Genomic DNA, 14,352 nt, shown 5'->3' on the forward strand with positions numbered 1-14,352 from the left:
ACTATGGCTCGCTATCGACGGCGGGATGGCCGTCGGATTTTCCGGAAAGCATCGCAATCGCCCGCGACAATGCGAAGATCATGAGGATCACCAGCAGCGCCAGGATGCTGCCGTGCACCAGGTCCATCCTGAGCGTCAAAACCGGCGAGGTTTGACGCACGCCGATCGAGACGAAACGCCAGGTCGGGATCAGCAGGACCGCGCAGAGGCCGGCGGTCGCAAGCGCTGCGAACAGGCGCAGACGCCAGGGCCAGCGGCCTGGCAGCGCCTCGCAAACGACGTCGACATTCACCAGATCGCCCGTCCGCAGCGACAGACCGGCGCCGAAGGCCACGAGCCAGAGCAGCGAATAGCGCGTCAGCTCCTCGGTCCAGGGCGGGGAGTCATTGAGAATCGACCGGCCCACAACCTGGACAAGGACCGCCACAATGAGAGCGGCAAAGGCCAAACCGACCCCAAGCCGACATAGCGCGATGATCGCAGCGTGCAGTTTCCGGAACGCCAAGCGCGCCCCCGTCCTGTGTGGATAATCGAACACAAGAGGCGGCCGGGAAGCCCAAAGGGCCAACCCGGCCGCGCAGGTCGCTCAAACGCGGTCGTGTCTGACCGCGTCCGACTTACTTGTCGAAGAGCTTCTTGACCGTGGGTCGGATTTCGTCGCTGACGTTGGAGAGCACGGCATCGCGGGCCTTGTCGGCGAAGGCCTGCTTGTCGACCTCGACAAACTCCATGCCCTTTTCCTTCAGCGTCTGCTTCAGCTCTTTCTCATCCTCGAGGAAGAGCTTGCGCTCGTAGGCCTGCGCACGCTTGGCCGCTTCCATCACGGCGTCCTGCTGCGCGTCCGTCATCTCCTGCCAAGTCATTTCCGAGATCGTGAGATAGATCCAGGAACGGACGTGCTCGGTGAGGTTCACATAGTCCTGAACTTCGGCGAAGTTGGCGGAGTTGATCAGCGCGAGCGGGTTCTCCTGCCCATCGATCGTGCCGTTCTGCAGCGAGGTGAAGACCTCGGAGAAGGCCATCGGGGTCGGATTGGCGCCAAGCGTCTTCCAGACATCGACGAACAGCGGGACATTCGGCACCCGCAGCTTGAGACCGTTCAGATCCTCCGGCGTCTTGATCGGACGGTTCGACGTCAGATTGCGCGGCCCCCGCGCGAAATAGGCGATCGGGCGGATCTGCGCCTTTTCGATGATCTGCTGTTCGATCTCTTCGCCGATCTCGCCGCTTGCGACCTGGTCCATCTCGTCAAGAGAGGTGTAGGCGTAAGGGATGGCGAGCAGCGCCGCCTTCGGGGCCCAGTTCTGCAGACTCTCACCGGTGATCGTCATATCGGCCGTGCCGAGCTGCATCCCGTTGATGAGATCCATCTCGGAACCGAGCGATTCGTTGGGGTAAACCTCAACCTTGATCTCACCATCGGTGAGATCGGAGAGTTCCTCGCCGAACTTCACGGCCGCCTTGTGCCAGGTGTTCTCTTCATTGGCGAGGTGGCCCAGCTTGAGCGTCATCTCCTGCGACAGGGCCGGGCCCGACAGGAGCGTGGTGGCGACGGTGGCGCCAAGCAGGCATTTGCAGACTCGTTTCAGCATATTGTCCTCCCCATGCTGATTGTTCATTCGATCGGCTGTTGGCCGGGTTCGAAGAAGTCCGGATAGGCCCCGATGATGGTGGGCAGATCAGACAGCACCTTGCGCAGGTGCTCGCGCATCGCGGCTTCCGCGATCTCTCCTTCACCGCGTTCCACGGCATCGACGATGGCCAGGTGCTGCTCGATGAGCAGTTGCTTCGGGAACTCGCTCGCCGTCAGATAGCGCACCCGGTCCATTTGCGCCTTGATGTTTTCAAGAATTTTCCAGGCGCGGCCCTTACCGGCCGCATCCGCCAACGTGCGGTGGAAGGTTTCGTCCAGCTGCAAGAACTGGGCGGGGTCGCCATCAGGAACCTCGACCTGGCGCGCGACGAGATCTCTGAGGTCGGCGGCGACGTGCGCGTCCGCTGTCTCGGCGACCAGCCGGACGATGTCCGCCTCGATGGCTTCGCGCACGAAACGCGCATCCATAACGTCGGCTTCGGAGATCTTCCGCACGAAGGTGCCGCGCTGCGGCCGGATCTCCACCAACCCCTCTTCGGCAAGGCGGATAAAGGCTTCGCGCACCGGCTGTCGCGACAGCGTGTAGGTTTCGGCAATCTCCTGTTCGGAGAGCCGCATCCCAGGCACCAGCTCCGTCCGGATAATGCGTTCACGCAGGCTGCGCAGCAATTGCGGGCCGATCGGCGCCGCGACCTCCAGGGTGTGCTGCTGGGCTGGTGCCGTCTGCCGCATCTTCGCGACCGTCTCCGTTTCTACCGGTGCGAAGTAAAATGTATACTACCATACTAGTCAACCGTTGCTGTCTTCGGTATGGATGATGGGGCCAATTCAAGCGACCGTGAAGGGAGATGCCGAATGCGCCAGACGTGGCGATGGTTCGGTCCGCGCGACCTGGTAAGCGTCGACGACATGCTCCAAGCAGGTGTCGAAGGCGCCGTCTCAGCCCTCCATCACATCCCCCCGGGTCAGGTCTGGGCGACCGAGGAAATCCGCCAGCGCCAACGGGAAATCGCCACGCGCCGCGACGGCAGTCCTTCCGGCTTGGCCTGGGATGTGGTGGAAAGCCTGCCGGTGTCTGAAGACATCAAGAAGCAGACGGGTGATTGGCGCACGCATCTCGAGAACTACAAGATCAGTTTGACGAACCTCGCGAACGCGGGGATCAAGACCATCTGCTACAACTTCATGCCGGTGTTGGACTGGACGCGCACGGACCTTGCCTACAGGCTCGCGCACGGTGGCACCTGTATGCGCTTCGATGTCTTCGACTTCGCGGCATTCGACATCTTCATCCTGAACCGACCGGGCGCCGCAACGGCCTTTCCGGAGGGTGTCTACGAGGAAGCGGAACGCCGCTTCCGCGGGATGAACGAGACGGAACGTCAGGCGCTCTCCGGCAACGTGGTCTTTGGCCTTCCCGGCGCGGCGGAGCATTTCACGCTCGAGGATGTCCGCCGTCATCTTGCCGAATACGAAGCCATCGACGCCGACCAGTTGCGCACACATCTGGTCACCTTCCTGGAGGAGGTTGTGCCGCTCGCCGAACGTCTTGGCGTGCGGCTCTGCTGCCACCCGGATGATCCGCCGTTCCCGCTCTTGGGACTGCCACGGATCATGTCGACCGAGGGGGATTACGAACGGGTCATGCGCGCCGTCGACAGTCCCGCCAACGGCATCACGCTCTGCTCGGGGTCGCTGGGCGCCCGGGCGGACAACGACATTCCGGGCATGATGGAACGGCTCGGGGATCGGGTGCACTTCCTGCACATGCGCAATGTGAAGCGGGAAGACGACCAGATGCCCGGCTCCTTCTACGAGGCCGAACATCTTGGCGGTGACACCGACATGGTCGCTTTCGTCGCCGCCGTCTTGAAGGAGGAGACACGGCGACGCGCGCAGGGTCGCGCCGACTGCTCGATCCCGTTCCGGCCCGATCACGGACAGGACATTCTGGACGACCTCAACCGCAAGGCCCAACCCGGCTATCCAGCGATCGGGCGCCTCAAGGGGCTCGCCGAACTGCGCGGTATCATGACCGCGCTCAGCACCGCATCGTCCGGGAGCGCCTGAAATGAGCCCCCAGCTTGGCGAGACGACAATGGGCCATGCGCAGGCGACGGCCGTGCGTCCCGGCTACGATCCAGCGGCGCATGGCGTTGGGATCGTCCACATTGGGTGTGGGGCGTTCCACCGTGCCCACCAGGCCGTTTACACCGATGACGCGCTGGCGCGTTCCGGGGGCGACTGGCGGATCATCGGTGTCAGCCTGCGCAGCACCGAGATCGTCGACGCGTTGAACGCCCAGTCCGGGCTGTACACGCTGATCACACGAGGCGCCGGGGGCACCCACAGCCGGATCGTGGCCAGCCTTGCCGAAGCGCGCGCGGCCTCGCGGGACGTGGCGCACGTGCTGGCGGCGTTGGTCGACCCTAACATCCATCTCGTCACGCTGACGGTGACGGAAAAGGCGTACGGCATCGACCGCACCGCCGGCGACATCGACGAGACGCATGCCGCCGTTGCTGCCGACCTGGCGCGTCCGGACGCACCGACCGGCGTGCTCGGCCTCCTGACCGAAGGGCTGCGGCGGCGCAGGCAGGCAGGCATCCCCCCCTTCACCGTGCTGTGTTGCGACAACCTGCCGGACAATGGCCACCTTCTGCGGACCGGCGTGACGGCCTTCGCCCGGCGGATCGACCCTGAGCTCGCCGATTTCATCGCGCAGGAGGTGGCTTTCCCCTGCTCGATGGTCGACCGGATCACACCGGCCCCGACCGCACAGACCCGCGCGGAGGCGGAACGGCAAACCGGCCTGGAGGACCTAGCGGCGGTCGAGACGGAGCCCTTCACGCAGTGGGTGATCGAGGATCGCTTCCCCGCCGGTCGCCCCGACTGGGAAGCGGGCGGCGCGCTGTTCGTCGACGACGTTGCCCCTTATGAGCGCATGAAGCTGCGGATGCTGAACGGCACCCATTCGATGCTCGCCTATGCCGGATTTCTGGCGGGCTGCGTCTATGTACGCGACGTGATGGCCGATGCGTCCCTGGCGGCGCTGGTTAAGCGGCATCTCGCGGCCGCCGCCGCAACCCTCGAACCGCTTGATGGGATCGACCGGGCGCGGTACGCCGAGCAATTGGCCGAGCGCTTCGCCAACCCGGCAATCGCACACGCGACCTACCAGATCGCGATGGACGGCACCGAGAAGCTGGCTCAGCGCATCGCAGCACCGGCGGTGGCGGCACTGGAGCAGGGCACGCCCACCCGCCCCTTCGCGTTCGCGCTTGCCATGTGGATGCGCTATTGCCTCGGGCGGAGCGAAGCGGGGGAGACCTACGACCTCCGCGACCCTCGGGAGGCGAGCATAGCCGCGGCTGTCGCGCAGGCTGGCGACGATGGGCACGCGCTGGCCGCCGCACTGTTCGCGCTTCGGGACGTATCCCCCCAACGTCTGGCCGCCGACGCGGGTTTCCAGGCGCAGGTCGGGGAGATCCTGAACGCCACGATGGCGAACGGCGTGCGCGCGGTAATCGACGCCGAGGCGCAGGACCGAGCAGCGACGCCATCCTGACATCGGGTGATCTTGGCCGTTCTATACAGCGTTCACCCCCGAGCCGAGCTCTCTTAGGACGAAGACCGGGAGGCCGATCTTGACCCGCCACGGCAGCGGCGCGAGCCCCGTGCCACGTCCCGCACCAGCATCTGTGGCCGCCACAGCGCAAAGATCCAGCCGCCGATCATGGCCATTGTGAGAACGATCCAGCCGAGGATCACGGCCCGGACACCCGGCGCGAGTGTCGGCAACTGCCGCGTCCCATCGACCAGGGGGCCGTAGAGGTCGCGTGTCTGGAAGAAACCCAAAGGGACGGACGCGGCTAGCACGCCGAGCGAAATCGCGCACGCGGCCATCGTCCCCGGCCATCGGGCACGGGCTTTCCCGCCCGCCTCGCGGGCGAGCCGATGCACGTGCAACCACGTGCCGGTCAGGATCAAACCGCTGAGCGCCAAACCGAAGACGCACCAGACAAGCTTGCTGGCGAGGCCGCCGAAGTCACCGTAGTGCAAGGGATCGGCGGTATTCGCCCAGCGCCAGTACAGCGGCAGGTCCGAGGCGCGCTGGTCGTACAGCACCTCTCCCGTGTGCCTGTCCACGTACAGGCGGTTGGCGCGATCGCGCACCAGCAGATGGTCGGCTTGACCGTCAAGGTAGAGGGCACACTCCCCGGGACGCAGGTGTCGCAAATCCATGTCCGGCCGCACCGAGCGCGCCCGTGCCACGACCGCGTCCAGCGGCAGATCCGGGCGCGTGGACTCGCAGGTCGGTTGCGGCGCCGGATGAACGGAGGAGCTTTCGGCGCCGACATAGGCCATGATCCCGTCGGCGAATTCGTACCGGGCCCGTTCGATGCCGTACCACGCCCCGGTCACGCTGATCAGCAGCACGAACCACAGGCTCCAGAGACCGCCCGTCTTGTGCAATTCGGACCAAAGCGTCCGGCCTTTGCCCGCCTTGAACCGGAAAAAGCGGGTCCACCAGCGTTTGTAGAAACAGAGGGCGCCCACAAGTGACACCAACATCGTCACAGCGAACGCGGAGACGAACAAAACGCCCCATTGCGTCGGGAAAAACAGATTCCGGTGAAGACTGCGGAAGAACCGCCAGACGTTCATATAGCTGTAGGCGCCGCGCACCTCGGCGGTATAGGGGTCGACATAGACACGCACGCGCGCCTGTTCCGGCCGGTTGATCAGCACTTCGGCCGCCGAGCGGGGATAGAGCGGGGCCTGGAGCGATGTCACCTGAGCTTCAGGAAAGGCCGCTTCGACCGCAGCCAAGATATCGCCCCAGCTCGCCCGCTCCGCACCGACGGCAACCCGCGCTTCCGGCGTCACCAACCAGTCGATCTCGTGCGAGAGCGTCGCGACGGTCCCGCTCCAACAGATCACGAACAGCAGCAGGCCGGTAATCACCCCCGTGAAGCTGTGCACACGAAACCAGGCACGTGTCTTCATGACACCGCCGTCGCTATGGTCGCATCGACCCCACTTCCCAACGTCAGAACGTAAGCGAAAGCGTCCCCATCACCGTCAAAGGCGCACCGGGGTGGATCTCTCTTCGGCCGCGGGAAGCCTCGATGTATTCCACGTCGAACAGATTCTGGATATTGAGGGATGTCTGGATGTTCTCGCTATAGTTATAGAACACCGTGGCATCGGTGCGCACATAGCCATCCACATCGAAGGTATTTTCCAGGTCACCCTTGCGGGCACCGACCGCAAACAGGCCGCCGCCAAATCCAAAACCTTTGAGCGAGCCCCGCTGAAACTCGTAGGTCGACCAAAGACTGCCGCTGATCTCGGGAACGTTGGCCAGCCGGTTGCCGACCTCGATCGTATTATCTTCCGTGACCTCGGCGTCTATGTAAGCGCCGGAGGCGATCACCTTCCAACCGGGCAGGATCTCACCCGTGATATCCAGTTCGACCCCTCGGCTCCGCTGTTCGCCCGTTTGCACCGAAAAGCCCGGATTGTCCGGATCGGCGGTCAGCACGTTTTCGCGCGTTAGCTGGAACGCGGCCAAGGTGGTCGAGACCCGTCGGTCGAAGAACTCCGTCTTGACGCCGACCTCGTATTGCTCGCCGGTTTCAGGCTCGAAGGGCGAGCCTGCGTAGGTGGACCCGATCTCGGGTTGGAACGACTGGCTGTAGCTGGCGTACAGCGACACCCGGTCGACGGGTTTGTAGACAAGACCGAGTCTGGGCGAGAATTCGCGCTCGGTCTGATCGGACGTCACCGCCCCGTTGCGCTTGCTGCGAATGTCCGCGTAGTCGAAACGCCCCCCGGCGAGGACCTGCCAGTGATCGCCGATCGACACCTGATCCTGCAGGTACAGCCCGACATTGTTGATGCGGTTATCGGTCGTGGTCGACGACCCGAACGTCCCGGGCTGCGCGCCATAGACCGGATCAAAAATATCGATGGGGGCTAGGCTTGCGATGGCATACTCGACCTCGCGTTCGGCCCGGGCCGCTTCAACACCGATCAGCACCTCGTGCTCGAGGAGCCCGGTCTCGAACGCGCCGATTACATCGTTCTGAAGGCGCAGTTCACGGATGTCGTCATGCTGGCGAAACGTCCGGCGATCGAGCGTCCTGTTGTCGGCCTGAAGACCGCGATTGTCCGCGCTGAAGCGCGATGCATTCCCGGTGACGAAGCGCGCCGAGTTACGCACCTTCCACGAGTCATTGAACTCGTGCTCCAGGAGGTAGCGCAGCCGTGTCTGGTCCGCCTCGTACTTCGAGAACCGTTCGCCGAAATAGCGGCTGTGCGGAACATCGGCAACGCGATCACCAACCGCGGTTAAGCCCCGGTCGAATTGGTTCTCCTGCTCCGCGTACTGCGCGCTCAACGTAAGCCGCGTATCCGGCGAAATGTCCCATGTGCCGATCGGGGCAACGAACACGCGCTCGGAATCAATGAAATAATCCCGGAAGCTGTCACTCCGCTGGTAGGCGCCGTTGACCCTGAATTTCAGGCTCTTGCTTGCATTCAGGGGGGTGGAGACATCCACCGTTGGACGCACGAACTCATAGCTACCGACCGTCACATCCGCAGCGTAACGCGGCTCATCCAGGGGCTTTTTGGTCACCAGGTTGACCAGACCGCCCGGCCCCCCCTGCCCATAAAGCACCGATGCCGGGCCCTTGAGAACCTCCACGCGCTCGACATTGGCAAGATCAAGGAAGATCTCGTCCCCGAAGAAGGGGTTACTGGTCATCCCGTCAGACGTGAAAGCAAACTGCTCGAACCCCCGTATCCGCAGCACCTCCGCGCGGTTGCCAAAGGTGCCGCCCGCTTGAACGTTACTGACGTTCTTGGCGACATCCGCCAGGCTGTTGGCCTTCTGATCCTCGATGACCTCACGTGGCACCACCTGGATGGCCTGAGGCACATCGATCAGTGGCGTGTCCGTCCGCGTCGCCGTTGCCGAGCGGGAGGCCTTGTAGCCGTCGACCGGCCCGTAAGCCGACTCGGTTGCCCCTTCCACCGTGATCGGCCCGAGCTGCAAAGGACCGGCACCGTCCTGCGTTCCTGGCTTTGTCAGCGTCACGGTATTCGCGTCGGAAAAGCGATACTGCAGTCCGGTACCAGCAAGCAGACGGCTCAGCGCCTCTTCAGGCGTGTACGAACCTTGCACGCCCTGGGTCTGGCGTTCGGCCGTCATCTCCGCCGGGTAGAGGAGTTGTAGGTCGACGGCCTGAGAGAAGGCCAGCAGCGCCGTCTGCAGGTCGCCTGCGGGAATGTCGAAGCGCTGGGCCTCAGCCGCCTGGGCGAGCTGGGCAGACCCTTGTGCGGTCTCGCGCACAGGCTGCGCCCCCTCGTCGGCCGAAGCCGGAATAGCGGCCAGCGCCAGCAGCGAGCCCCCTGTGAGCAAAGCCCCCATGCGATACCAAAGCGCTCGGTCCCGCGTGGCGGGCCTGCTGCTGCCCGTGTTCCCCCAGGTGTTCATCTAATCCACTCCCCCTCGTCGGTAACGCCGCTAAAGCGCAGGGCGGCAGACCGCCTGTGCGTCAATGTCACGGGTTAGACCGATCGGGGAGCCGGCCTCCTGACCCTCACCAACGAGAAAAATGCGCGGACATGGAAAAAAGTCGGGCCTCGGCCCGACCTGGGCCTCAGCCGTCGGCGCGCAGCAAGGTGAGCCAGGGGGTGACATGGATGACGTCGACCGGCAGCGTCGCCTCGATGGCGGCAAGCGCCCGGCCGGTATCGTCGAGCCGGAAGACCCCCGTGAAACGCGCCTCAGCGATCGCGGACTCGAGGAACAGGATAGCGCCAGGGCGATAGCGGTCGAGTTCGGCCACCACGTCACGCAGGCGCCGATCGGAAAAGACCAGCCGACCGTGGCGCCAAGCGGTCAGCGCCGCCACATCGGCGTGTCGCGTCTCGATGCCGCCCACAGGGCCGTAGCGCGCCACCTCGCCCGCCCCCAGCGTGACGCCGTCCGGGTCATCGCCTCCGGTTTGTCCACGGGCCACGCGGACCTGCCCCTCGACGACGCCCACGCGCACGGCCGCGTCCGCTTCACGCACGGCGAACGCCGTGCCAAGCGCTTGCGCCGTGCCGTCGCCCGCTGTCACCCGGAACGGTCGGTCCGGTTCGGACGCCACGGTAAAAAAGGCTTCGCCGCGCAGCAGCTCGACGCAGCGGCAGTCGTCGCCCAGGTCGACCGTGAGCGCCGTATCGGTGTTGAGGCGAACCACCGAGCCATCGGCCAAGGCCGCTTCCCGGGTTTCGCCAACAGCCGTGGCGTAGTCGGCCCGCAAGCTGTCCGTGCCGCCCAATGCCCACAGGCCAACGACCCCGGCGACCAAGATAGCTGCTGCCACCGGCCACACATGGCTTCGACGCCGAGGAGAACTCTCTTCTTTGTGCCGAGCACACTGATCGGATGGGGGACTCCCGGTCGCGGCGCCGGGCCGCGGATCGGGCAGGCCGCCAAGCTCGCCCCAGAGCGCCTGCGCATCTTCATACGCCGCGCGATGGGCGGGATCGCGATCGAGCCAGGCTTGGAAGGCACGGCGGTCCGCTTCGCTGACAGCATCGGAGGTCATGCGCACGAACCACGCGGTCGCTTCTTCGGCCAGCGCGTCGTTGTGCGGACCTGTATTCGCCGAGCGGCGCCTCGGTCGTGTCATGCCGTCCCGTTGCCAGCAGTCTCGCAAGCGACCCGCGCCGGCGGCGTCGCCCCAGACGGTCGCGCGCTTGGTTCACGATCTTGGACTGCCCGCGGGCAGCGCCTCCTGACTGGGAAGATGCAATTATTTCCCGGCGGCGTCGAGGCAACGACGGCAGTGCACCAGGGCGCGGATGATGTGCTTCTCCACCATGTTCCGGGAAATCCCCAGGCGGGCCGCGATCTCGCCGTTGGCGAGTCCGTCAAGCCGGCTCATCAGAAAGACCTCGCGGCAGCGCGGGGATAACGCGTCCACGGCTTCGGCCAGCAGCAGAAGGCGCTCCCGCGCGAGGGCGGCGGTTTCCGCATCCGGCTCGGAGCACGCCACCGCCTCGGGTACCGGGCTGCCGTCGACGACGCCCGCGTGCGTGCGCTCCCGCGCCATGCGGTCGCGGGCAGCATTCGCGGCCACCTGGAACAGATAGGCCCGGGGCTCCTCCACGGGCCGTCCTGGCGTGCGGCGAAGCAGACGCAGCCACGCCTCCTGAGACACCTCAGCCGCCGTCTCCTCGCAGCGCAGCATGCGCACGAGAAACCGGCGCAACGCCGTCTGATGCTGGCGGTATAGCGCCTCCACCGCAAGCTCCTGCGCCGAGGATCCCATGCTCCCGTCCCATCCGCGTCCCGGCCTCCCTACGGCGCGTCGCCATCCGCGCGCTCCTGCTTGAGGGCACCCTCGGGAATACCTGACTGTTTGAATCGGGATGGACGTTAGTGAGAATGCGAACCACTCGCAACAATGAATCGCCGCGCCAACAGGCAACGGCCACTCCCCCTCAGCCGTAACCTTCGGGGGTCGTTCGCGGGCGGCGCTCGCGGTAAGCGACGTAGACCGAGCTCACGAAGATCATGCTCCCGCCGACCCACGTGAACAGGTCCGGCACCTCGGCGAAGAACACAATCCCGAACAGGCTGGCCCAGACCAGCTTGAGGAAATCGAACGGCAACACGACGCTGGTGTCCGCCAGCGCAAAGGCCCGCGACAGGGACAGCTGTACCACGCTCCCCAAGGCCCCGATCCCAACCAGCCAGCCCCACTGGATCGGTGTCGGCCATTTCCAGACCAGTAACGCCGGCACCAGGGTGAAGAGCCCCACGAAGAAGGCCGCCCACACGGTGATGGATAGGGAGCTTTCCGTCTCCGTCAAACGCTTGATCACGATCATCGCGCCCGCCCAGACGACGCTGGCGCCCAAAGCCAACAAGGCGCCATCCCCAAGCAGTTCGCCGCCCGGGCGCAGGATCAGCAACGTGCTGGCAAAGCCAACAACGAGGGCTGACCAGCGGCGTGCGCCCACACGCTCGCCAAGGATCAGGATTGCCAGCAGCGTCGCGAAGAGCGGCGCGGTGAAGTTGATGGCGGAAACCGTCGCCAGAGGGGCTAGGCTCACGGCCCAGAAGAACGACAACATCCCGACAGCGTTGAGCGCGCCGCGCAACACGTGCAGCCAGGGGTGCGACGTGCGCACCACGGCTGCGCCCCCGGCGTGCCAGATCACCGGCAGCAGCATGATCAGGCCGATCAGGCAGCGGAAGAAGCTGATTTGCGCCGGATGAAGGTCGCTCGACAGCACCTTCACCGCCGACACCATAACGGTGTTGGTGAAACCGGAGAGCACCATGAAGCCGATACCGAGAAGCGCCGGCGCGCTCACCCCCTGCGGTAAGCGCAGACTCATCGGGCCGTGACGGGCGCCCCACCCCCGTGCAGGGCCACGGCCGAGGCGACGCCAAGCCTGCCCCACTCCAGGGAACGCGCGTCCCCTCCCCAGAGGGGGCTTATCGGGCAGCACCTTGGCGCGCCTGCATCCAAGCCCAGCATCCCGTTCAGATCGCCCGGCAAATGCGATTCGCGTCGAGCATCGCGGCGTGAACATCACGCGAGGACACAGCGTCGCCGATCCGGTAGAGCTCGAAGGTGTCTGCTGCCCCCTGCGCAACAGGTTGGGGGCGCGCCGCGGCCATTGCGGCGGGATCGATCGCGCCTGCGTTGCGCGACCGCGGCGCGAGTTCGAAGAACAGTTCGTCCAGCGGATACGTGCCGCGCTCGATGACCAGACGGTCCGCCTCGATCTCCGTCTCGGCACCCGTGTACTCGTTGACGAAACGCGCCGTGACACGGTTGCCACTGCGCCTGCAGGACACCAGGCGCAGATCGGGATGGATTGCGGTGCCGGCACGGTAGAGCGCCCGCTTAACATGCGGACGTTCAAGATAGCTCATCTCTTTGCCGAAAGAGTCGTCGGGGGTGACGAAGGTCATGTCCTGCCCAGACTCGGCCAGCATCTCGGCGACGCTCGCACCGGCCACGGTGCCGACGGCGTCGTAGAAAAGTAAATCGCCGCTCGGCGTCGGCAGGGTTTCGAGAAGTTCCCAGACCGAGCCGACAGGCGCGTCCTCTCCAAGAGTGTCTTCGAGCGTGTCAGGGAGCCCGCCGGTCGCAAGGATCACGACATCGGGCGCGAGCGCCTCAATGTCCTCGGCTTCGGCATAGGTGTTGTAGCGAATCTCGACCCCCAGGTGCCCCAGCTCGGCAACCCGCCAATCGACGATCCCAATGAGGTCGCGTCGGCGCGGCATCCGGGCCGCGAGCCGAAGCTGGCCGCCCGCCTCGGGTGCCGCTTCAAATACCGTCACATGGTGGCCGCGAACCGCAGCAACGCGCGCGGCTTCAAGCCCACCAGGCCCAGCGCCGACCACGACGACCCGCCGGGCCCGTTCGGCAGGTGCGATCTCGTGCGGCAGGGTCATCTCGTTGCCGACCGAGACGTTGTGGATGCAGCGCCGCTGCCAGGAACAGTAGGTCGCGCCGACGCACGGGCGGATGCGTTCCTCTTCATCTGCCTCGATCTTGGCGACGATCTCTGGGTCGGCGATGTGCGCGCGGGTCATCCCGACCATGTCCACGAGACCTTCGCTGATGGCGTGCCGCGCCGTGGCGAGGTCGTTGATCCGCGCGGCATGAAACACCGGCCGCGACAGGAAGGACTTGAACTTGCCCACCGCCGCGAGCTGCGGCGCGAGCGCGAGATGCATCCCGGGCATGTAGTTGGAGAGCCCGATCTCCGTGTCGATCCGCCCATGCGAAAGGTTGAAGAAATCCACGAGGCCGGAGGTATCGTGGAGCCGCGCGATCTCGGCATACTCCTCGTCCGGCAGAGCGGCCTGCTCGCCATCCCCCACAGCCATTCGAATCCCAACGAGCATGCCGTCGCCGGCCGCCTCGCGGACCGCCTCGAGCGCCATCAGGCCAAAACGGCAGCGCTTCTCCAGCGAACCGCCGAAGTCATCGGTCCGCTGGTTGACCTCGGGCGACCAGAACTGCCCGATCAAGTGACTGGTGACGTGCAGTTCCACCCCGTCGAGTCCAGCTTCGCGGCAGCGTCGCCCGGCCTCGCCAAAGTCCCGCACAACACGGTCGATATCGGCACGATCCATGGCACGCGCGAACCCGCGATGGCGCGGTTCGCGATAGCGTGACGGCGCAATGGTCGGCAACCAATTGTCAGCCCGCCAATGGCTACGCCCGCCCAGATGCGTGAGCTGGCACATGGCCGCCGCCCCGTGGCCATGGATGCGCTCAGCCATTTCGGCCAGATGGGGAACGACGGCATCGCTGTTCAGATCGATCTGGCCGAAGACCGAGCCCGAGTCAGGCGAAACGCTCGCGGAGCCGCCAAACATGGTGAGCGCGATACCCCCACGCGCCTTGGCCTCGTGATAGTCCTTGTAGCGGTCGTCCGGCATGGCCCCATTGACGAAGCCAAGCGCGTGACTCGTCGACATGACGCGGTTGCGCAGGACCAGCGGACCAATGGTCAGCGGCGTCAGCAGGGGATCATTTTTTCGCATCTTGATTAAGGCCATGTGCTGTCGGTTCGGGCGCGGCAGGCGCGCTCCAGACATCCTCGCATGACACGGCGATCCAATACGCAACGACCTAGCGCTTCGATCGCCGATCATGCCGTACGAGCGTAGGCGGGAACCGGAAGCAGGACCGGCTGCATTCGCCCCAAACCGGACA

11 protein-coding genes are annotated in these 14,352 nt (G+C 65.2%); 2 read left to right on the plus strand and 9 right to left on the minus strand.

Annotation, left to right across the window (positions count from 1 at the left end):
• Position 1 precedes the first annotated feature (1 nt).
• The 3 genes from RHOSA_RS0100475 to RHOSA_RS0100485 form a co-directional block, all read right to left on the minus strand.
• Positions 2–505: a TRAP transporter small permease gene (locus tag RHOSA_RS0100475; protein WP_051431655.1), complete on the minus strand. Its 504-nt coding sequence runs from the start codon at positions 503–505 to the stop codon at positions 2–4.
• Positions 506–617: 112 nt separating this feature from the next.
• Complete coding sequence (locus RHOSA_RS0100480; protein ID WP_051432372.1) at positions 618–1,592, minus strand: TRAP transporter substrate-binding protein; 975 nt, start codon at positions 1,590–1,592, stop codon at positions 618–620.
• A 23-nt stretch (positions 1,593–1,615) separates the two neighbouring features.
• On the minus strand, positions 1,616–2,326 hold the full coding sequence (locus RHOSA_RS0100485) for a GntR family transcriptional regulator (RefSeq protein WP_051431656.1): 711 nt from the start codon (positions 2,324–2,326) through the stop codon (positions 1,616–1,618).
• Between the two features lie 123 nt (positions 2,327–2,449).
• Between RHOSA_RS0100485 and uxuA the strand changes: the two genes are divergently transcribed.
• Together uxuA and RHOSA_RS0100495 are read left to right on the plus strand one after the other, a co-directional pair.
• Positions 2,450–3,664 (plus strand): mannonate dehydratase, encoded by a 1,215-nt coding sequence (uxuA, locus tag RHOSA_RS0100490; protein ID WP_027287143.1) that lies wholly within the window; start codon positions 2,450–2,452, stop codon positions 3,662–3,664.
• 1 nt (position 3,665) lies between these two features.
• Positions 3,666–5,162, plus strand: coding sequence for a mannitol dehydrogenase family protein (locus RHOSA_RS0100495; RefSeq protein ID WP_027287144.1), 1,497 nt, complete (start codon positions 3,666–3,668; stop codon positions 5,160–5,162).
• Between the two features lie 53 nt (positions 5,163–5,215).
• On the opposite strand, the gene RHOSA_RS19480 is transcribed toward RHOSA_RS0100495, so the two are convergent.
• The 6 genes from RHOSA_RS19480 to RHOSA_RS0100525 all read right to left on the minus strand — a co-directional run bounded on the left by RHOSA_RS19480 (position 5,216) and on the right by RHOSA_RS0100525 (position 14,195).
• A complete protein-coding gene (locus tag RHOSA_RS19480) occupies positions 5,216–6,604 on the minus strand; it encodes a PepSY-associated TM helix domain-containing protein (RefSeq protein WP_051431657.1) in 1,389 nt (462 codons plus the stop codon).
• Between the two features lie 43 nt (positions 6,605–6,647).
• Positions 6,648–9,101 (minus strand): TonB-dependent siderophore receptor, encoded by a 2,454-nt coding sequence (locus tag RHOSA_RS19485; RefSeq protein WP_081728337.1) that lies wholly within the window; start codon positions 9,099–9,101, stop codon positions 6,648–6,650.
• A gap of 166 nt (positions 9,102–9,267) precedes the next feature.
• The gene (locus RHOSA_RS0100510; protein WP_027287145.1) at positions 9,268–10,290 is read right to left on the minus strand and encodes a FecR family protein; all 1,023 of its coding nucleotides are present in this window, start codon (positions 10,288–10,290) and stop codon (positions 9,268–9,270) included.
• A 123-nt stretch (positions 10,291–10,413) separates the two neighbouring features.
• On the minus strand, positions 10,414–10,932 hold the full coding sequence (locus RHOSA_RS0100515; protein ID WP_027287146.1) for an RNA polymerase sigma factor: 519 nt from the start codon (positions 10,930–10,932) through the stop codon (positions 10,414–10,416).
• Positions 10,933–11,104: 172 nt separating this feature from the next.
• A complete protein-coding gene (locus RHOSA_RS19490) occupies positions 11,105–11,983 on the minus strand; it encodes a DMT family transporter (protein ID WP_169816577.1) in 879 nt (292 codons plus the stop codon).
• A 172-nt stretch (positions 11,984–12,155) separates the two neighbouring features.
• Complete coding sequence (locus tag RHOSA_RS0100525) at positions 12,156–14,195, minus strand: oxidoreductase (RefSeq protein WP_051431659.1); 2,040 nt, start codon at positions 14,193–14,195, stop codon at positions 12,156–12,158.
• Positions 14,196–14,352 lie beyond the last annotated feature (157 nt).

Origin of the sequence: Rhodovibrio salinarum DSM 9154, assembly GCF_000515255.1 — a bacterium.
Taxonomy (GTDB): domain Bacteria; phylum Pseudomonadota; class Alphaproteobacteria; order Kiloniellales; family Rhodovibrionaceae; genus Rhodovibrio; species Rhodovibrio salinarum.

What these genes read in the sequence shown, in the direction of transcription:
- uxuA (WP_027287143.1), top strand. Translation starts at nt 2,450, where the DNA reads ATGCGCCAGACGTGGCGATGGTTCGGTCCGCGCGACCTGGTAAGCGTC.
- RHOSA_RS0100515 (WP_027287146.1), bottom strand. Translation starts at nt 10,932, where the DNA reads ATGGGATCCTCGGCGCAGGAGCTTGCGGTGGAGGCGCTATACCGCCAG.
- RHOSA_RS0100525 (WP_051431659.1), bottom strand. Translation starts at nt 14,195, where the DNA reads ATGGCCTTAATCAAGATGCGAAAAAATGATCCCCTGCTGACGCCGCTG.
- RHOSA_RS19480 (WP_051431657.1), bottom strand. Translation starts at nt 6,604, where the DNA reads ATGAAGACACGTGCCTGGTTTCGTGTGCACAGCTTCACGGGGGTGATT.
- RHOSA_RS0100495 (WP_027287144.1), top strand. Translation starts at nt 3,666, where the DNA reads ATGAGCCCCCAGCTTGGCGAGACGACAATGGGCCATGCGCAGGCGACG.
- RHOSA_RS0100480 (WP_051432372.1), bottom strand. Translation starts at nt 1,592, where the DNA reads ATGCTGAAACGAGTCTGCAAATGCCTGCTTGGCGCCACCGTCGCCACC.
- RHOSA_RS0100485 (WP_051431656.1), bottom strand. Translation starts at nt 2,326, where the DNA reads ATGCGGCAGACGGCACCAGCCCAGCAGCACACCCTGGAGGTCGCGGCG.
- RHOSA_RS19485 (WP_081728337.1), bottom strand. Translation starts at nt 9,101, where the DNA reads ATGAACACCTGGGGGAACACGGGCAGCAGCAGGCCCGCCACGCGGGAC.
- RHOSA_RS0100510 (WP_027287145.1), bottom strand. Translation starts at nt 10,290, where the DNA reads ATGACACGACCGAGGCGCCGCTCGGCGAATACAGGTCCGCACAACGAC.